General features: G+C 27.4%; 15 protein-coding genes and 1 CRISPR repeat array. All 15 genes read right to left on the reverse strand.

The window, feature by feature from the left end; all coding sequences use genetic code 4:
* Position 1: 1 nt before the first annotated feature.
* On the reverse strand, positions 2-844 hold the full coding sequence (locus tag SCLAR_RS04280; RefSeq protein WP_169921852.1) for a class II fructose-bisphosphate aldolase: 843 nt from the start codon (positions 842-844) through the stop codon (positions 2-4).
* Between the two features lie 150 nt (positions 845-994).
* A complete protein-coding gene (locus tag SCLAR_RS04285) occupies positions 995-1,690 on the reverse strand; it encodes a MurR/RpiR family transcriptional regulator (protein ID WP_100254698.1) in 696 nt (231 codons plus the stop codon).
* A gap of 641 nt (positions 1,691-2,331) precedes the next feature.
* A complete protein-coding gene (locus SCLAR_RS04290) occupies positions 2,332-3,000 on the reverse strand; it encodes a hypothetical protein (RefSeq protein ID WP_146637953.1) in 669 nt (222 codons plus the stop codon).
* Between the two features lie 240 nt (positions 3,001-3,240).
* Positions 3,241-4,311, reverse strand: coding sequence for a hypothetical protein (locus SCLAR_RS04295; RefSeq protein ID WP_100254700.1), 1,071 nt, complete (start codon positions 4,309-4,311; stop codon positions 3,241-3,243).
* A gap of 247 nt (positions 4,312-4,558) precedes the next feature.
* Complete coding sequence (locus SCLAR_RS04300) at positions 4,559-6,535, reverse strand: AAA family ATPase (protein WP_100254701.1); 1,977 nt, start codon at positions 6,533-6,535, stop codon at positions 4,559-4,561.
* 502 nt (positions 6,536-7,037) lie between these two features.
* Entirely contained in the window at positions 7,038-8,225 is a 1,188-nt protein-coding gene (locus SCLAR_RS04305; RefSeq protein WP_100254702.1) for a hypothetical protein, read from the reverse strand.
* A 2-nt stretch (positions 8,226-8,227) separates the two neighbouring features.
* On the reverse strand, positions 8,228-8,536 hold the full coding sequence (gene cas2 / locus SCLAR_RS04310; RefSeq protein ID WP_100254703.1) for a CRISPR-associated endonuclease Cas2: 309 nt from the start codon (positions 8,534-8,536) through the stop codon (positions 8,228-8,230).
* A gap of 10 nt (positions 8,537-8,546) precedes the next feature.
* A complete protein-coding gene (gene cas1, locus SCLAR_RS04315; RefSeq protein WP_100254704.1) occupies positions 8,547-9,485 on the reverse strand; it encodes a type II CRISPR-associated endonuclease Cas1 in 939 nt (312 codons plus the stop codon).
* A gap of 150 nt (positions 9,486-9,635) precedes the next feature.
* Positions 9,636-10,663: direct repeats of the CRISPR family, unit length 36 nt; unit sequence GTCGCCTATTCCTTAGATATGTCAGATAACTAAAAC.
* A 9-nt stretch (positions 10,664-10,672) separates the two neighbouring features.
* Positions 10,673-14,197 (reverse strand): type II CRISPR RNA-guided endonuclease Cas9, encoded by a 3,525-nt coding sequence (cas9, locus tag SCLAR_RS04320; protein ID WP_157795148.1) that lies wholly within the window; start codon positions 14,195-14,197, stop codon positions 10,673-10,675.
* A 290-nt stretch (positions 14,198-14,487) separates the two neighbouring features.
* Positions 14,488-15,327 (reverse strand): 5-dehydro-4-deoxy-D-glucuronate isomerase, encoded by an 840-nt coding sequence (kduI, locus tag SCLAR_RS04325; protein WP_100254706.1) that lies wholly within the window; start codon positions 15,325-15,327, stop codon positions 14,488-14,490.
* A gap of 10 nt (positions 15,328-15,337) precedes the next feature.
* Positions 15,338-16,114 carry a 2-dehydro-3-deoxy-D-gluconate 5-dehydrogenase KduD gene (gene kduD, locus SCLAR_RS04330; protein ID WP_100254707.1) on the reverse strand — a complete coding sequence of 259 codons (777 nt, stop codon included), beginning with the start codon at positions 16,112-16,114 and terminating at the stop codon, positions 15,338-15,340.
* A 9-nt stretch (positions 16,115-16,123) separates the two neighbouring features.
* Positions 16,124-17,143 (reverse strand): PfkB family carbohydrate kinase, encoded by a 1,020-nt coding sequence (locus tag SCLAR_RS04335; protein WP_100254708.1) that lies wholly within the window; start codon positions 17,141-17,143, stop codon positions 16,124-16,126.
* Entirely contained in the window at positions 17,143-17,763 is a 621-nt protein-coding gene (locus tag SCLAR_RS04340) for a bifunctional 4-hydroxy-2-oxoglutarate aldolase/2-dehydro-3-deoxy-phosphogluconate aldolase (RefSeq protein ID WP_100254709.1), read from the reverse strand. Before SCLAR_RS04340 ends, SCLAR_RS04335 begins: the two co-directional genes overlap by 1 nt.
* A 28-nt stretch (positions 17,764-17,791) precedes the next feature.
* On the reverse strand, positions 17,792-19,825 hold the full coding sequence (locus SCLAR_RS04345) for a heparinase II/III family protein (RefSeq protein ID WP_100254710.1): 2,034 nt from the start codon (positions 19,823-19,825) through the stop codon (positions 17,792-17,794).
* A 44-nt stretch (positions 19,826-19,869) separates the two neighbouring features.
* Positions 19,870-21,000, reverse strand: coding sequence for a glycoside hydrolase family 88 protein (locus SCLAR_RS04350; protein ID WP_100254711.1), 1,131 nt, complete (start codon positions 20,998-21,000; stop codon positions 19,870-19,872).
* Between the last annotated feature and the right edge of the window lies 1 nt (position 21,001).

The following is a 21,001-nucleotide window of genomic DNA, read 5'->3' on the forward strand; positions in this document are numbered from 1 at the left end:
TTTACTTTCCTTTACATATATTTATCTTTTCATAAATTAGTTGTTTTAATTCAGTCATAGCATAAGTTAAAATTTTGCGAACATCTTGGCAATCTTGATTTGTTTTAATGTATTCAACACAAGCTGATGCAAATTTTATTTTGATTTCAGTACCAAAATTAATTTTGGCAATTCCAAGTTTTATGCATTTTTGAATGTCCTCTTTTGCTAGACCACTGCCCCCATGCAACACCAAGGGTTTTTGCAATAACTTATTAATAGTTTCTAATAACTCTAAGTTTAGTGAGGGTTTTGTTTGATACATTCCATGGGCAGTGCCAATTGAAATTGCTAAACAATCAATATTAGTGGCAGTTCAAAACCGCAATGCATCTTCTGGGTTTGTGTACACTGATTTACTGATTTTTTTTCAGTCTTCAACTCCAGCAATTTGTCCAAGTTCTGCTTCAAGAGAAATTTCTTTTAAAGTACTTTTTGCATAATCATAAACTAGATTTGTGTTATTGATGTTTGTTTCAAGTGAACAGTGTGAACCATCATACATAATTGATTGAATACCTTCATTGATGGCAGCCTTACAAGTTTCAACATCAAGTTCATGATCTAAGTGAGTCACCACTGGGATGCTAACTGAATTTGCTAAATTGTTAGCAACTGCTATTAGATTATTCAAACCATAATACTTGATTGCTGACTGGGTGAACATTAACACTACTGGGTGTTTTTGTTCTTCACAAGCATCCACAATAGCTTTCATAATTTCATAATTGTCAACATTAAAGGCAGGTATTGCATAACCGCCCTTGTAAGCAGCCACTAAAATTTCTTTAAGGTTTGTTAACATATGATCTCCTTTCCACATTTATTATAAATCGTAATGTAATAATTTACTATATTTTTTTAAAAAAAGTAGTAAAAATTTATACTACTTATTCTTAGTACAGTTTTGTTTACATTGGAAAAAGGAAATTTCTGTTAAAAAGCATTTTAAATCTTATAATTTATCAATGGCTTTTTCTCAAAATATGTCTAAAAATATTAAAATTGGGATGAAATTTGTAATTCTGCTTTTAATCATCAGTTTATTTCTGTTAACCATAGTAATCACTAATTCATTTAGTTCTGTTAATTTTTTTGAATTAACACAAGTAATTGTGACACATTTAATTCCTTGGGAATTTGCCATTTTTAAAGCACTTAAAATTCAATCTGTAGTACCTGAATTTGTAATTGCTACCAAAACACAATCTGCTGTCATGTTTGAAATTGACAGAATTATTTGATCATAGTCATTTTCTAAAACATATGACTTGATTCCTAATCTGTTAAAATCAAGACTGAATTTCTTGGCAATAATGTGACTGTGGGACTTTCCAATAAAAACAACTGTTTTGTCCTTTATTATTTTGAAGAATTTTTCTAAGTTTTGTTCATTGTCAATTTTAAAATTTGCATCAATTAACTCATGATAATTATGACTTAATCCCGACTTTTCTTTAATAATCTCTGAACTTATATTTATAATTAAATCTTTATAGCCTTTGTAACCAAGTTTCTCTATCAATGAATAAATGGTTCCATAACTTATTTTTAACTCTTTGCAAATGTTGTCAACTGAAGTGTTTAATAAGTCAGAATGTTTTTTTAGATAATCATAGGCTTCTTGTTCTCTTTTTGTTAGTGTACTCATTTTTCCTCCTGCTTCGATATATCACTATATCTTCAATTTCATTGCTTAGTCTATGATACCTTTTAATTTTATACCAATTTTAAGATACTTTCCAACAGTCATTTATGTTCATATGAATGATTCAGAAAACTATATAAGAAAATACACAATAGTTTTATTACAAATTTTTAGAGGCTTTGAATAATCTTACTAATAGATGAAACAATAGTTATCTCATCATTAGTTTTAAGAATTAACGGCTTGAAATATACTAAATTTTGATTAGAAAAAATTTTTTTATATGAGTAACTAATTGAATAACAAAAAAAGGATATATTATTTCCAATAAACCCTTTTAAATTTAATACAGCATATTACTATCTTTTAAAAAGCCTAACCAATACTCATTTTTGGTTTAAACTTTAAAATAACTCTTACATATTTCTATTGTTACTACAAAATTCACTACTTTTTCTTGAATGACCCCTCCACTAATGGCTATTTCAATTTACTAAATTTATTTTCCCATAAGTAAATTCCTTTTACAATTAATTATAAATTCAGTTATTGTTATAAATTTTCACCAACATTTCACTAGATTGATTGTTATCCATAAACTACTACTGCAGTTAATTGATAGATTAAAAATATAATAATTAATTTTATAAAGATTGCAAGTTTTTAAAATATTCCTTTAAATCTTGAATATCATTATTGATGTCATCAATTGAAACACTCAATGGATATTGAAGGGGTATTACAGTGCTATTGTAATGCACTGAATGATTCAAAAAAACCTTTTTAGACATTAAGTATTTTCTACTAAGTTTTTTTGACAATTTCACTTTCAAGTTACCATTTTTTTCAAAAATTATATTGATCTTTTCGTTAAAAGTGTAACAATTTATGAATTCACTTTTTACCTCTTCATTGGAAATCAAAGAATATATTTTTGATTCTATTCATGCTCTTAAACTAGAAAGTAGAACTACTTTTTTAATGGTATTTGAGAAAAAATCCTCATTATTCAATTCAATATAATTTTCAATTAAGTCTATTAGTTTTTCTGAATTTATATAATATTTAGAATTGTTTAATTCATTTATTTTTTCATCAATTGTATAGTGAAATATTTTATGTATATTATCTAATTCGTTAAAACTTGGATTCTCTTTTTTTATTAATGCACTCAATGCATTATAATAATCACCTTTGACACACTTCTCCTTTAAAGAATCTAATGATAATATGTGCTCATTTAAATCCTTGGTATCAATATCTTTTATTGAAGTAACCCCTTTAAACTTCTCAAGATATTTATAGACAAACATACCTTTATATTGTGAATTTACTATATTTATTACATCTATTGAGTGGGTAAATAAAATAATAGTCTTTTTATCTTGAGCACATGCCAATATTATTTCATAAATTATTTTATAACAATTAACTAAATCAAAACTTGAAATTGGATCATCAAAAACTCCTATTTTGATGTTACTACCTTTAAATAAATGAAGTCTATATAAAAAGTGTATCAAGTTAATCTCACCAGTGCTATGCTTTTCAACCTATCTATTTAGCACAATCTCAATTTCATATGAAAAAGAGTTGAAATTTATATTTCTTTTATCAATCTTTAAATATGAACTGAAATTATGAATAAATTCAGTTTTGTTTTTACTTAGAATTTCAAATTTACTTTTTGATTCATCTATCAATTTATCAAGTTTTCTTTTTGCCTTATTTATTTTTTTTGAATTATCACATATAAATTTAAGTTTTTCTAAGTTGCATTCAGAAATAGCTAGACCAATCAGCAAGTCTTCTCTATTTTTTAAATATAGATATAATTCATAAAACTTTTTAAAAGATTCTTCACTAAAAATTACTGATTTATTTTTAAATAGCTCAAAAATTTTAGATTTTCCTACATTAAATTCCTTAGTTTTGGTGGCAAGCATTTCCCTAAGACTTTCTAACTGAGTACTACAAATTGGACAAGTTTTATCATCCAATTCTGATTTTAATAAAATTTCAAATGAGTATCCTATAATTGAGTTTCTTATTTTTTTAGATTCTGAATCTTTTAATTCAATTTCTTTAAATAATTTTCATACATAATAATTTAATAGTTGACGTATAACTTCTAGATTAGATTCACTGTTTATGTACTCTAGGTCTTCTTTTGGGATTTCATAATCAAAAAACAACTCATCTTTTCAGTAACTGCTAATTCTTTCACTTATCACATCTGTATTTTCTTTAGAAGAGTGACCCACCACTCTTATAAGATTAGTGTTTATTTGATTTTCTCTTTTTAACAATTCAATCTCTTCTTCTTTTTCATCAATTTTAAGGGTATTATATTTTATGATAAGTTCTTTATTTCTTCTATATTTTCTTATTTTTTTTCAATCATCAGTATTTTTAAAATCTTCAATCTCATCTGTTTGATCGAAATAGAAAACAGCATTATTGTTTTGTTTAATAAATTTAGAGATGCTTGATTTACCAGCACCATTACAACCAAAAATTATTTGATTTTTATCAAGTAACTTAAAGTCATTATCTAATAAATTTTTCAAATATGAAAATTTTTTATCATTATCTAAAATCATTTCTCTTTCAAAAAGTATCATTGTTTCACCATATTTCTATTAAAGTTACTATGGAATGATTTATGCATTTTAATCACTCAAAGTAAAATCCTCTTTAATGAATTTTTTCATTCATTGCTGCATTACAATGTATTGAATATTTATATCCACTCTATGCAACTTAATCAATAATTTTTAATTAATCAGCAACTAAGTTTATTCTTTAATGCAAAAAGTATTTGCTTGGTTGAATAACAATTTTTTTATCAATGAAGAACTATCAGGTAATTTAACTTTCCCTTGTAATTAAAGAGAAGACTTTTTCAAAGTTTTTTCTTGTTTTCTCGTCAACTTTAATATTTTCATTTTCAACTGCATTTTTAAATTGAACTGCATTATTAAATTTTTTACTATCCAATTTAAATTTTTCTCTCATTTCTTTTGAAAATAAATCTTCGATGTCTTTAAAAGTACTTCCAGCCTCTTTTAGTGAATAACACTTAATATCTTTTTCTTTTGCTTTAGAGGCAAATTCACTTCCAGCCTCATCTCCATCAACTAGACAAACTGGATTTTTCATAATATTAGATAATTCACTTAAAATTTTTTCAGGACCTGCTACTCCTTGAAACGGTAAAAAATAAACATTGTCTTGATTTAGTAGTTTTTTAAAAGCTGTCAGATAACAATAATCTGTGATTCCTTCTACAAAAATTATTGTATTTTCTGGATTAAATATTACATGTTTTTGAACTGTTAGGGCATCTAAAATATTTTTTGTAACATTTGAATCTGAACTATCAAACTCATCTACAGTAAATCTATTGATAATATCTAGTGAGTTTTTGTTTTGTTTTATAATTCTTAATTCATCAAGATGATCATTACTGATCATAAATGGTGAGTGTGTCGCAATTACAATTGTAACTTCATTATCAAGTGCAAATTTTTTTAAAAATTTTCTTAACTCAACACATCCTTGGGGGTGAAGTTTTGAACCAGCTTCATCAATTAGAATAATATCCCCTTTTTTGATATTGTTAGTTATCAGAAAATCAAAATAAAAACTAAAAAATCACTTAAAGCCCTCAGACTGTCTTGCAAGACTAATAACTTCATTATCACTTGTTATTGCAAAACTAAATTTGCTTTCTGAAACTTCAATTGAAAACTTATATTTTGATTTATTTTTATTATAAATTGCATTAAAATCTTTTGAAACTTCAATTAGTTTTTCATTTATTTCAGCTTCAAGTTTTCTTAATGACCCTGGGTAGCTGCCACTTTTTTCCTTTTCATATATACTGTTTATTTTGTCTTTATCTATTTTAAATTTATCAAGAATAATGTTTTTAAAAAAAATATTAAAACAATTTGTTGGCAAAATATCATTATCAATTCTAGAAGTAAGATTATTTATATTAAAATTTGGCTCAATAAATTCATAAACTTTTGGTACTATATTAAAACCATATTTTTCAGTAAATATATTTGATATATGGACATCTGCTGATATTAAGTTCGCAAACATTTTCCTTATTGAAATATACTCGTCTCCAATTATATGCTCATCAGATGAATCTACTTTTTCTTTAATTCACTGATATTTGCCCGATTTCACTAAATATAGATATGCCTCATATGTAGTTGGCACTGCAGTTGACATTTCACCCTTTAAATCAAACATCACATTATCATTTTCATCAATATGCAAAATGTATTTATTAAAATCACTTATGTTCTGAAAAAAACTAATTGCATTTTGTGCATTAATAATTAATTGTGAAATATTTCTGCCATATTGGTAATCATGATTTCTATTTTCATGACTTAATTCTTCTAAGTAATGGTTCAAAATTAATATTCCAAATTCTATAATTTTTTCAACTAATTGTGGAACGGTTATTTTTGTTTCAATATTTTCCCCATTTAAATTATGTTCATAATAATTAGTTTTTTCATTTATAAAATAAGAACATTTATATTTATTTTCATTATAAACAAGACATATTTCTGGCTCAGCTTTGTCATATTCATAAAATGAAGGTTTATCAAGTTTAGTTGATAGAGTGGCTTGATTTAAAGAATTTAAACTTCTAAGAATGTTTGATTTCCCTACATTATTTGGACCAATCAATACAACTAGCTCTCCAAGATTTCTAATTGAGGTGTTTAAAATTAACTTTACTTTTTTCTCATCTTTAGTGTCACTAACATCTATTGCAATGTTTCTATATTGCTTATATTTTAAATATCTTTCTGACATTTTTTTCCTCCTCTTAAAATTTTTTATTAATAACTTATTTATCAAACCTCTTAATGTATTAGGTTATTTTACTATTCATAATGAATTTTAATAATTCATTCTTTTTAAAAAATATTCAGTTGTAATATTTTAGGGGCCTAATCAGAAGTTCAATAAATTCTGTAATTCTAGATAAAATTTATTAAGTTTTACTATTAAACTCATGTAATCTAATTTAAAGAGTTTAGCTACATAAATCCAGTCAAGTCTTAATACATAATAAATATAAAAAAGAAATATCAAAATTTTACTATATTTTTAACTTGTTGGCCTCCACAAATATAGTATATTGCTTTTTTTATAAAAAATATAGAATAATTTATAAAAATACTAAAATAATAGTTCCTTACTTAAAAATAGCATCAAATGCGATTTTGTTAGACACTTTGATTAAAAACAAAAAAACACAAGTATTAAATTACTTGTGTTTTAAACTTTCTCTAATTTTATGGTAATAATGTTCTTAAAATACTAAGTCAATCAAATTTTTTAACTTCTGAGTTTTTACATTAAATGTGACTTTAAGGTTTAATTTTAATTCTATGATCATCATCAAGATTATGCAAATATTCTTTGCATTAAGATGGAATGTTAAGTCATTTGTTGTGTTAACTTCTCAAAAGAAATTTAAAGCTTCATCTTCATTAATAACAATATTTTTATAAATAAAACACTTATACAAAATATTTTCATAGTACTTTTGAAACTTTTGCCCCTCAATTTTTAAATCATCAACTGTTAAAACTTTATTTAAATCAAATTTAAACTGATCTAAATTTGAGTATTTACTTTCTAAAAATGCTGAAAAAATAGTGATGTTTTTTACATAATTTTTATAATTTACAACAAAGTTAATTTTATCTTTTTCAAAGAAATTGACTGATTGAATATTTGGATTTAACAACCTTAAACTATGAGAATTGTTAATAGTAACAATTCAAGCAATTTGATTTTGAGCAAATAACTTAATTCAGTTTCTTAATTTACTAATACTTAAATCATCAGCACAACTTTCTGGTAAATCCAGTAAAATTATTACTGGTCTTAAGGTATCACTTAAATCAACATCATTTAAAATAATTTTTAATAATAACATTCTCACTAAAAACTTACTGTAGTTTTTCTCTTCAACAGTTCTGTTGTCTTCATTGTAGATATTTAACTTAACTAATTTTTCTAAAATAACTTCAACTGAATTTAACTGTAATTCTGTTTTAAAATCAATTTTCCCAACAATCTCATCTAACAAGTGGTTTTCAGCAAAGTACTCTTCAACTGCTGATGCAAGATTTTTTGAAATATCACTTAGTTGTTGATCAAAATTATTAATGACCTTTTCTTCATAGATTTTTTTATTTAAATATTTTAAAATGCTATCTTTTAAAAATCCAGTTTTTGAAAACTTTAATTCTGAACTAAGTTCAAAAACTTCTTTTAAATAAATCACTTGAAAATCACTGGCTCCATTTTCAAACAAATCAAAACTTAAACCACTTGTTTTACCTGACTTTGTGTTTAAAACTTTTGAAAGCTCATTTAATAATAAACTTTTTTTACTATCATTTGGTCCATACAAAACTGCTAACTTATTGAAAAATGAAATTTTAACTTTGCCAAAATACTTACTATTAAGTGATAAATAATTTCTCATTTTTATAACTCCACCAAATAATCAATATTTTGGTAACTTTCTTGGATTGACTTTTGACCAACTAAAATTTTTATATCATTGTACTGTTTTTCTGTAATCGCTAGCATTCTCACATCTCCAATTTTTGGTTTATTTTTTTCAATTTTCTTTTGAGTTATTAAAACAATATCATGGTTCATGCAGAGTTTTACATAAATTGAAAACTGCATCATATAAAATCCATTTTGAATTAAAAATTTTCTAAATTTAGTGTATTCTTTGTTTTCACTTTTGGTAGTATTTGGTAAATCATAAAAAACCATTAATCTCATCTGGCGATACCTACTCTTCTGTCTCATCAAGACTACTTCTTTCTTCAAATTGGACAATTGTTGGTAACTTCAATTTTGTTAAACTTGCAGTTTTCAAATAAGTATAATAACTCTTAACCACTATTTCAATAGCATTAGTCACTGTGTGGATTTTTTCATCAATAACTACACTTTGATTTAAAAGATTAATTAGTTCCAAGCGATGTTGATAATGTAAAGTTTCATTTGCAAGTAAGCTCTCAATATTGGTGCTAACCCATAAATCAACCATTGGTCGAAATGGTTCTACCAAGTCATATGATAAGTTTCAGTTATTGGTTTTACCTTTGTGAAAAATTCCCAAAAAACAATGCAGTCCATATTTTACTAAAGTTCTAGAAATAGCTGATGCTAAAATTGTGTAACCATAATTTAAAGCTGCATTAATAATGTCTTCACTAAATCTCAAAAAACTACTTCCATAAAGTTCTCTAAAAAACACCTTAGCAGCTAAGGCTTCACGATTTGAAGCATCATTTAGTTTAACTGTATTAAAAAAGTTTGACATCATTGTCAATGATCTTTGTGAACAGCCCAGCATCCCCATCACATTAATTGAGTTTTCAATTTTCTTTTCCACAACCAACTTTCAGAGTTGCTCTTTTTGATAGTTTTGCAATTTAATTTGATTTTCAAAAATTGTTAATGGTTTTCAGTGATTGTGAAAGGACATTATTAAACCATTGGGTTCATACTTATCATCACAAATTATTAAATAAACATTGTTTTCAACAAGTTTAGATAAAACTTGTGTTGTTAAAGTAGTGTAATTATTTTCTAAAACAACACAATTTAAGTCATTCATTGCAAAATAAAGTTCCTTCTTTGCTTTTAGGTTTGTCACCATTAACAAGCCATTTTTTAGAGAAAGTTTGTCATAATTAGTAATTAATAATGTCTTCCATGACATTTAAGTACCTTCTTTCATTTAAATTACTTAGGTTTTCACCTATTTACACTATAACAAAAAAAAATAAACTTATAAGTTTATTTCTAAAATCTTGATTACTGGTTTTAATTTAAAGTAAATTGTTTATTGATCTCTAGTAATTAAAATTTTGTCGTCTATTTGTTAGATATGTCAGATAACTAAAACAAATAGTTAGAAAGGAGAAACTACAATGGAGCGCCTATTCCTTAGATATGTCAGATAACTAAAACTGAGCGACTAAGCTGGAAGTTGAGGATGGATGTCGCCTATTCCTTAGATATGTCAGATAACTAAAACTTGTAGTAAACTCCTCATATTCGACCATGAGTCGCCTATTCCTTAGATATGTCAGATAACTAAAACTCTTTTCTCGGTTATATGGCCCTAAGGCCAGTCGCCTATTCCTTAGATATGTCAGATAACTAAAACGGACTTGACCCATCACTTCGCTTAAACTCAGTCGCCTATTCCTTAGATATGTCAGATAACTAAAACTGCACTTGTGTTTAATGCAAGTTTTAATGAGTCGCCTATTCCTTAGATATGTCAGATAACTAAAACTTTGCTGAAATTTGGATTTTTGATTTTAAAGGTCGCCTATTCCTTAGATATGTCAGATAACTAAAACGCAATTATGAACAAGGTGAGGGAGTGTATGGTCGCCTATTCCTTAGATATGTCAGATAACTAAAACGATGGTAAGGAAGATTTTTATAGATCATCAGTCGCCTATTCCTTAGATATGTCAGATAACTAAAACTAGACTTAACAGGTACCTTTGGTAGTTTAAAGTCGCCTATTCCTTAGATATGTCAGATAACTAAAACCTTTCTATAATAGTCTAGTACAAACTCAGCGTCGCCTATTCCTTAGATATGTCAGATAACTAAAACATGAATGAAGTATGATTAACTACTTAAGTGGTCGCCTATTCCTTAGATATGTCAGATAACTAAAACTTCTTTTCTTTTCTCGGAAATGGTGCCTTAGTCGCCTATTCCTTAGATATGTCAGATAACTAAAACTCCTGGCAAATTGAGCAGACAAAGCATTTAGTCGCCTATTCCTTAGATATGTCAGATAACTAAAACGCACTTGAGCACAATTGAATTTGATAAAACGTCGCCTATTCCTTAGATATGTCAGATAACTAAAACCTTAAAATCTTAGTCTATCAATGAATAACCAAGGATGCTAATATTTAGAATTGAAATTTGATTAGATAATTGAGATGTTGTAGCTCGAAAATTTTGTTCTTTAAAAATTTCTTTGTTTTTATTTTCATCAGATATAAAAGTTGTATTTATCTTGTGAACATAGCTAGTATCTCCCTTTTTTCCTCTCAATACTTTATACTCAATTTCACTATGTTTATTGATATATGAAAATGTGGTATTTTTAACAAGCAAAACTTCACCACCCTTAAGACTTAAGATACTTTTATCTTTAAAAATATCAACTTTTTTAACTCACTGTGGCTTTGCCTTTTGCTCTAATTTATTCAACTTCAGGCCATAATAAATAGTACTCTCTCAAATATCACCATTTTTACTTGTAAAGTATTTTTCACTATTAAATTTACCTGTTTTTTTGTCAATTGCTACATTTTTTCCTTTAATCAATTGGCTATCTGTAACTGCACCTTTTAATTTTTTATTGATTTTGTAAGAAACAAAAGGATAATGTTTGAATCCCTGAATATTAGCGTCGTCTAATGTTTTTAAATATTCTTTTGGATCTTTAACTTTTACAAACTTTGGCACCTTAGTTTTAACTTTCCTTTTAAATTCAGTTAATCCATTAAAGATTTCATAGCGCTTGGTTTCTTTAATTTTTCTCTTAATTTGTTTTTCATCTAGTTTTTCAGTTTCTTCAATTGATTCTATAGTGAGTTCAACAGGCATTCTTAATTCAATAACTTCTTTAAGATTTTTTACAAGTGCATACATACCTGTCTGTTTGCAACCTGAATTAATATAATTTTCAAGTCTTTCTAAAGCATTTGGTATTTCATGGTACCAGATATACCCATTCTCTTTTCTTCATTTACTAAATACTGCTGTTTTTCGCTCGTTTCATTGTTCATCAGTAATTATTTTTTTATTTCAACTCCTAAATTCATCGCCTAAAATAAGTAAGTCTGAGGCAAAATCAATTGATCCTTGATTTTTAAACTGAGCTAAAACAATTGCATCAACTGCATGATGGTATGGAGTAATATCTCTAACTTTTGTGTCTAATCCTCATGGTGAATTAAATAACCATTTTCTTCTAAATCTTGATGTGACAATTCCCTTTATCATCAAGACATTTGATTTATATTCTTTGCCTTCGTTTGCATATTTAAAAGTTAATTGTTGTTTCAATCAATTTGCAAAATACCTTGCAATATATGAATTGTCAACTAGGTTTCGTTTAGCAAAATCAGTTTCAATTTTCATAACAGATTCGACCATTAGATTTTCATACTTGTTTCAATTAATTTTGTTTTTTCGATATAAATTTAAGCAATTTTTTTTGAAGTTGCTAACTACACCTGGATTGTCAGCATTCAAGTATTCCAGAGGTGTCCTATTTTTTTTCTTCTGATTTTCACTATTAAAAACCAAGACTTTGTTTTCAATTGAATCATCTGGAAACTTTGAAATTGGTAAAATATGATCAATCTCCAACTCATATGTATCAAATTGCTCCAATAAAATTGTTTCTAATGAATACATACACTTTTCATCTTGTGATTTTCAAAGCTTATATTTTAAAATATTGGTATGATTTGCCCTTAGTCCATTGTCTTCTAAAATTTTTGAAATCCCCATATTATTAAGTCTATTTTCAAGGTTACGAGTATTCAATTCTTTTCTAACTTCTGCAGATTTCCCCAACTCTCTTGATGTTTCCACATTGATTTTGTGAAAGTCTCCATATCTATTAAAGAGTGCTTTAATAACTTTTCTAGCCTCATTAATTGCTCTAAAAACAACAGGGTTTCTCACTAAATCAGGGTCTTTAATTGGTTCTAAAAATCTACCTGGTTTTGCCAAGGTTTGTTCTACTGCATTTGCTTTCATTTCATCTTGATAAACACCAGCAATTTTACCTTCCAAGAATTTTTCAATAACTTCAAGCATTGCTTTTTTTGACAACCCACTTGTTGTGGTTACTTTTGCAGGTAGGAAAAGTAATTCATTTACTTGTTCATTATCAATTTCTAGATTATTATTTTTTGCTCAATCTCTAATTTTCTCTTCTCTTCTTTTTGGGGTAATGTTTTGATTCAATAGTATTCCCAAATCATCAATAAAATTTTTATCCAAGGTAGTTGAGTCAATTTTTTTAAGTATTTCCATTCCAAAAACCTTAATAAAACGCTTGGTAAACTCAAATAGTGTAGTCTTTTTAGCATTTTCAATTGCCTTAGAGTTTTTAACTTCTTCTTTTTCAACTTTAAAATCTTCAATTAATATTTTATCAATTGCTTTACTACTACCAGTAATGAATTTATCATCTTTAAGTGCTTTTTCAAATAATTTGTTGTGAAATTCACAAATTTTCTCTTCAGTTTCTAAAAGAGAAGAAAATTTAGAAACCTCAACAGCCATCTGATAAATTTCAAAGATAATACTTGATTTAACATATCTACTCTCATCTGGATAAAATGTACATTTACCTGTTAATTCAGTAAATGGCTTATACAATTTATATGCTTTCAAACTATCTCTCAGTGCTAAGAAATTTCTATCCTTAACATTTTTTGCTTTCATAATTGCTAATTGATCTTGAATTTTTTTCTTGATTTGATCTCTTGTATAACCTTTTGGACCAAAACCATCCTCAAAATCCCTTTGTCTAAAAGCAGTTTCAATAATTTTTTTAATAAATTCACTTGTAATTTCTGGGAAATATTTTGCCTGTTGATTTAAAATCATTTCTAATTCATATTGATAGGCTTCCCTAGGGAACAAGAATTTGAAATCACCACTCTTTGTCCCTTCACCACTTTTCTTGTCTTTAACATTATTTCTTACATCTAAAAGATTATCATTGTTTTTTACCCGAGTATTGCCAAACTCATTTGCAATTATCGCTTCTGCAATGGTTTTTTGACATTTTTTAGTTTTTAGATCATAACCAATCATTTTTCTAGCCTCAAAAATTGAGTTTGTATAACTGTCATCTTCTTTAACTTTTGATTGGTCAGTTAAAGTTGAGACATCCTCACCTTTGTTAACATCAAATAGATTTGCAAAACCTCTATTTTTTGCAATATGAGTAACAACTATTACCAATTGCTCTTTGCTTAATGGTTGGGTCAATGCCCTATTCCTTAACACATATGGATTAAAAAATAAGTTTTCATCATAATCCACCTTATTAGTGGGTTTTAACTTAGAATTTTTAAAATCAAAAACCCCATTATTAATTTCTTCAACACTAATAATTCCATACTCTTCAAAAGTCTTTTTAATTAACTTTATTCTAGCTTTTTTTCTTCTGTTTAATCTTCTTGAACTTCGAAGCATCCTTCTCTCAGTAGCCAGAGATACTTTTGATTTTGGGTTTTCTGGAACTTCAAAAAGTCTCACTCCAAAATCATCAATTCATGGTTCATAACCACCTTCATCATCAAAAGTTGTCACAGCCCACCCGACAGAACTAATTCCCAAGTCTAAACCAAGTATATGTTTCTTCATAAATTTCTCCATTTTCTATCATTCTTAATGATTTTAACATAAATTTTAGAAAATGGAGAAATTAAACAAAAAAAAGAGCAGGTTTAGGGATGCTCAACCCTTCACTAAGAAGTTTATCTTAGTTTCTGACATATCTAAGCAATAGACGACTGTTGCCTGACAATTAAATGTTACCATAAATATTTTAAAAATCAATAGTTTTTAAAATATTTTAATTCAGGATCGTGTCAATTCTATATGATAATGTCACATTTTAATTGGTTTAATAGCATCACTTACATCAATATGCTCTAAATTAAATCCTTAGTTTCAATAAAATCCATATCAGTCCAATCCTTGTTTTCACCAGCCATTGCTCAAACAAAACTATATGATTTTGTCCCAACACCATAATGAACACTTCAAGGTGGATTGACAACACAATCTTTATCTCTCATTATTATATTTCTCACATCCTCTTTTTGCCCCATAAAATGGTAAACTTCACTTTCATGATCTAAGTCAAAATACAAGTAGCACTCCATTCTGCGTTCATGAGTGTGAGGCGGATAAGTATTTCAAACACTTCCAGGTTTCAAACAAGTTACCCCCAAAGACAATTGACAGGTTTCAACAACCTCTGGATGAATTAATTGATAGATTGTTCGCTCATTTAAGGTTTCTTTTTTACCTCAATTAACAACTTTTGCATCATTTATTGAGATAATTTTTGTTGGTAAAACCTTGTGAGCTGGGGTTGAAACCATATAAAACATTGCTGGAGTGTCTGGGTTTTGAGATTTTAACTGGATTTTTTCATTACCTTTACCAATATAAATGGCCTCATTCTTGTTTAAAAGAAACTCTTTATTTTCAACAATTACAATCCCTGGAGCCGCTAAGTTAATTATTCCAATTTCTCGGTTTTCAAGTAGATATTTAGCATTTAATTCTGTTCCAAATTTTGATATTTCAAGCAATTTTGTTTTTGGAACCGCCCCCATTAATAACACTCTATCATAATATGTGTAAACTGCTTTAACTTCATCAGTTTCAAAAAGATTAAATTTAAAATTTGCAACTAAATCATTTTTAGTTAATTTACTAAACTCTTTTTTTGAAACTGCATCACTTAATTGTATTTTTTTCATTTTTTTTCTCCTATCTAGCTAGTCAGCCTCCATCAACTGCAAAGACAAAACCATTACAGTAATCACTGGCTTTACTTGCTAAAAAAACACAAGTTGCAGCAACATCACTAGGCTTTCCTCATCTATTTGCAGGAATTCTAGTTAAAATTTCACTATTTCTTTTAACATCAGCTCGAATTGGTGCAGTATTTTTGGTTTCAATGTATCCTGGAGCAATTGCATTAACATTGATATTAAATTCTGCCAGTTCATTTGCAAAAGCTTTTGTCAAACCAGCCACCCCGTGTTTTGAGGCAGTATAACTTGGCACAAATTTACCACCTTGAAATGACAACATTGAAGCAATATTAATAATTTTCCCTCCACCCTGTTTTTTAAAGATTTTTGAAACTTCACGAGATAGTCGGTAAACGACATTCATGTTGATATCAATTACTTTATTTCACTCTGCATCTGTTCCTTCTAGGATGGGATTTCGCGAAATTGTTCCAGAGTTATTAACTAAAATATCAATTCGTTTATATTTTTTTAAACACTTAGCAATAATTTCATCTTGAATTTGAGGATTTGTCAAATCTCCAAAAGCAAAAGCCACTTCTCAACCATTTTGATCATAAAGATTTTGCATTTCTTCAACACCAGTTTTATCATAACAAGTGATAAAGAGTTTTGCTCCAGATTGAGCCATGGCATCACTATAAGCTTGACCAAGTCCAGTGTTTCCTCCTGTAATTATTACAACTTTATCTTGTAAACCAAATGTTTCTATAACATAATTTGTTTTCATTTTTTTCTCCTATCTATTTACTAATTTTGAATTATCAAATTCTAAATATGGTTCAATTTCAGCTTGCAATAAATTTAATGTGTCTCCATAAATTGAATGTTTCAATCAACTGCAACACAAACCATATTCAACAGCCTCTTTGATTGATGAATTTTCAAGCAATTTGAAAAGTACTCCAGCCACAAAAGCATCACCGCACCCAATTCTATCAATAATTGTGGCAACATACCTTTCAGAACTTTCATAAACATCCTTACCATCAAAGTACATTGCTTGATAACCAAATGTTTCAGTATTACTTTTAAAATTTCTTTTTGTACAAATAATATATTTTAAACTTTTATATTTTTTAAATATTAATTTGCAAAGTTCAGCAAATTGATTTTTATCGTTAATATCAATATTAAGATTAGTTAATTTTAAAATCTGACAAATGTCTCATGAATTTGCAAATAAAATATTTATTTTTGCAGTTGTTAAAAGTTTTTGATAACTTGCAAAGGCCTCTTGAGCACTTCACATACTCGATCTATAGTTACAGTCAAAACTATAAAGATCACTATTTACATTTTTAAAAAAATAACTGACTAAATTAAGTATTGTTGGTGGGTTGGTACCGATGGCAATTCCACTTGTATGAAAAATTTTATATTTTTTTGACTCGATTTCATAATCAGTGGCTTGAGATTGAGCAAAGGCACTGTTTTTTCTATCAAAAACAACATTTCCCATTTTATTACCTTGTTTGGGTTCTAAAAAATATAAACCCATTCTCTCACTGGTTTGTTTTCCCTCAATGAGATTAACTCTATTTTTAAAACAATGTCTTTTTACAATTTCACCCAGTAAATTTTTAGGTAATACTGTATAAAAATCAGCACATGGTTTTGCGGCCAAATTTGAAATATTTGCAGCCACGTTTAATTCGGTGCCTCCAACACTAAGATTAAAGTTTATACTATCTTTTAGTAATTTGCAATTAGTTGTTGAAAAACGCAATAAAGGTTCTCCAAGAAAACAAATACTCATTAGTTAATTGCCTCTAGAAACTTTATTGATCTTTGTTTAACTTCATCTTGGTTGATAGTTTCATTTATTTTTCCTACCAAATTACCCCCAACACTAATTGCAAAAACTCCATTATTCAATCACTCCTTAGCATTTTTTATGTCAACCCCTCCACTTGGGATTAACTTTACATCTGGCATTGGTGCTAAGACACTTTTAACAAATCCAGGTTTTAAAACATCTCCAGGAAATAATTTTTGAATTTGACTACCCTTACTACGAGCAAATTCAATTTCATTGATTGTCATTACACCTGGAATATATAAGTGCTGATTTTCTGCTGTTCAATTTAAAATTTCTAGATTAGTATTTGAACTAATTAAAAATTCAGCACCATTTTTAATTTCTTGTTTTGCATCTGCTAAAGTTAAAATTGTCCCAGCACCAAAAATAATTTCAGGAAATAAATTAACCATTTCAGAAATCAATTCAAAGGCATTGTTGACTGTTAAAGTGATCTCAATAATTTTTATCCCGCCCTCAATACAGCCAAGACACATTTTTTTTGCTTCTTCATAATTTTTATGTCGCACTACTGCAATGATTTTATTCTGATTAATGGACTCTAAGATATTCTTCATTTTTTAACCTCAATTCTAATTTAAAATATTATTTAATAATAGTTACTTGACCTGAATTATTATTTTTAGCAACAACTTTGCCATAGAAAGTTTCATGATTAATGTAAACCAATGGACTTCCACCAACCAGTTCTTCAAAAGCAAAATAGATTGTATAGCTTTGATTGTTGTTTGTCAAAGTAAAAGATTTAAATTTTTTATCATTTAACTTGATGTTTTCTTTATTGAAAACATCATGCTTCTTAATATTTAATTTACTTTTTGCAAAAATATTTATCATTCCAGTTTTTGGATTTGAAATTTCACAAACAACTTTTTTTGAATCTTCAATTGAATTATAATTATATGAAACAACAGCTCTTAAAATTTTTGGTTTAACTTGATTTAGATTATAAAAATAAATACTAGTGCCATTGTTTGTCATTTCAAAGTAATTTTCAAACTCTTTTACATTTACATTTTTATCAAGTATAAAATTATTTTTTACATTTGTGATATTTGCATAATTAAAAAGATCATCAACAATAATTGTTGCAAAGTTATCTACTATTAAAATTTGTCTATTAATAACTTGACCATTATCAACCCTTCCAAGATCTGTTCCTTCAAAAAAGGTGTATTCATTGTTGTATTCTTGCATATTTGCACAGATATATCTTGGAGTTTTAGTTATTTCTCATGAACCTTTAAATTTTTGAGTTGGAGTATCATCAACAATAATTGTATTATGTGCTGCTTGACTTTTTAAATATTCTCTATTTTTATCAGTTCCTTTGTAAGTGTAACGTCCTGGGTCTATAAGAAAATCTTTACCATTAATTGTCAAACTAAAGTGCAAGCTATTTCCATGACCATGACCTGAACCAAGTGAACCACAAGAAAACCACAATCAATCAGCATCTTGCTCTCAACTTGATCGATAATACCCTTCACCCAATACTGGAAAACAAAATGATTTGAATGCTGGAACTTTACTTTTTAGGTTTTGATAATTTTTAGTTAACATAAAACCATAATCTCAAACATTCTCTTCATAAACTGTCTCACCAGTAAAGAATTTAAAATCTTGTCTTTGAAATAATAAGGCAGCAACTTGTAATCTTGAAGTTAAGTTTGTATTGTCACTGTCTCCTTGCATTGGTTGAGTTCGATCTGGTTTTAAAATTTTTAGATTATATTCATGAGCTAAAATTATTTTTTTAAGAATCCAATCTTCAATCTCTATACTATTAATCAAGCACAAGTTTACAACTTTTGAAAAAGTGTCTAGCACCTCATTATGATATAGAGGTGATTTTTCTCAATGACCTCCATCAGCTAAAATTTGAATTTTAAGTGATTGAGTTAATCTTTCCATTGCAAGTTCAAAAAGATTATTACTTTCAAGAAATATCTCTTTAAAAATTAGTGAAAATTGCAACAAGGGCAGAGATTGTAAAATTCCTCAATTAGACAAACGTTTTCAACTTTCATATTTAACAGTAAGAAATTCAATATGCTTTAAAAATACTTTAAAAAACATTTCAATGTCATTTTCTGAGATTATCTCACAATTTTTAATTATCAAAAAAGCATAGATTAAATTTGAAAATCTAGTTCCTGCATCAATTGTTCTTCAGGTTGTGTTTTCATTGCCATTATAGTCACTATACTTAGTTGAAAAATATTTAACAAGAGCGATTATTTTATTTGCAAATTTTGGATTTTTTGTATAAGCATATGCTCTTGCTAATTTTTTTAAAAATGACATTCTACAAATCATATACATTCATTCTGGATCTCCATTGTATTTATGCTCTCAATTAATTTCAGTAAATGAGATTAACTGCTCACATCTTTCCATATCTCATGGATCAATAAAATGAAATTTATTATCTACAACTAATTCAGCTTCAAGAATTGTGTTTGAAACTGTTTGTTGGTTATTTTTTAAATTATAATCAACAATTTCTTCAAGGTATTTAAGTTCATTATTTTTATTATCAAAGTTTTTGCATCAGTTATGTAGCTCAGTTAAATTTTCAACAGCAAATTGTTCATAAAGGTTTATATTATTTTTCATAGTTTTAATCCTAACAAATTTTTAACAATAAAATTATAAATTTATTATTCTCAAATTTTATAAAAATCTAAACCTTTTAATAAAAAAATTGCTTGCATAAAATAAAAGTCTCCTCAAATAACTGATTCATTAACTCCAACATTTAATTTTTTATTGTAAACACCTTGACTTAAAATCCCTTCACTATTTTGATCTGAAAGATAATTTTGGGTTAGACTTTCTAAACATTTTATAGCAATATCTTTAAATTCACTATTTTCTTCACCAAGAGTTTCACTCATAGTTAAAACCCCATTAATAAATATTGCTGCAGCTGATGTATCTTTTTCTTGCGTTGCACTATCTGCATCTGTAAAAACTAAATCTCAATATGGAACTAAATCATTTGGTAAGTTTTTAATAAAGTAACTTGTTACTTTAAAGTAAGGTTGTTTAAAAATTTCTAAACCAGTTCTTTTGTAAGCAATAGCAAAACCGTAAACTGCTCAAGCTTGACCTCTTGACCAACATGAAGTATCAGAGAACCCTTGAACTGTTTCTCCAAATAAAGGTTTTCCATCAATTGCATTCATATTAAATGAATGAAAAGTACTACCATCATTTCTAATTAATAATTGACTTGCTGTTTTTAAATGTTTTACAGCAATGTCTAAATATTTTTGTTCACCAGTCAAGTCATGTGCTTTAAATAATAAAGGTACATTCAGATTACAATCAATAATAAATTTCCCATTTTTATTTTTATCTATTTCACCTCATGCTTGAATGTATTCACCTGGAACTACAAACCTTTCACAAAGTTTATCAGCAGCTCAAACAACTGTGTCTTTGGCTTTTGAAAAATTTGTTAGTTTGTACTGTGAATAAGCTGATGGTAAAAACAAAAAGCCTAAATCATGATGATTGATCAAAATTTCTTCTCTAAGTCTTGCACGAAATGAAGTTAGATGATATTCAGCAAGTAATTGATATTTTTTTTCTTTACTATACATCGTCATCATCCATAGCATACCAGTTCAAAATCCAGAAGTTCACCCAGCCTCTATTAAATAATTGCTTACTTTTGGGTATTTCCCACAAATTGTATGTGAATCAGGAAAAAGATTATTTAATGTTAAATAATTTTGCTCCATTTTTTCTACAATATGGTTAACTGCTTTATCTATGTTTTTCATA

The organism is Spiroplasma clarkii, assembly GCF_002795265.1.
GTDB lineage: Bacteria > Bacillota_I > Bacilli_A > Mycoplasmatales > Mycoplasmataceae > Spiroplasma_A > Spiroplasma_A clarkii.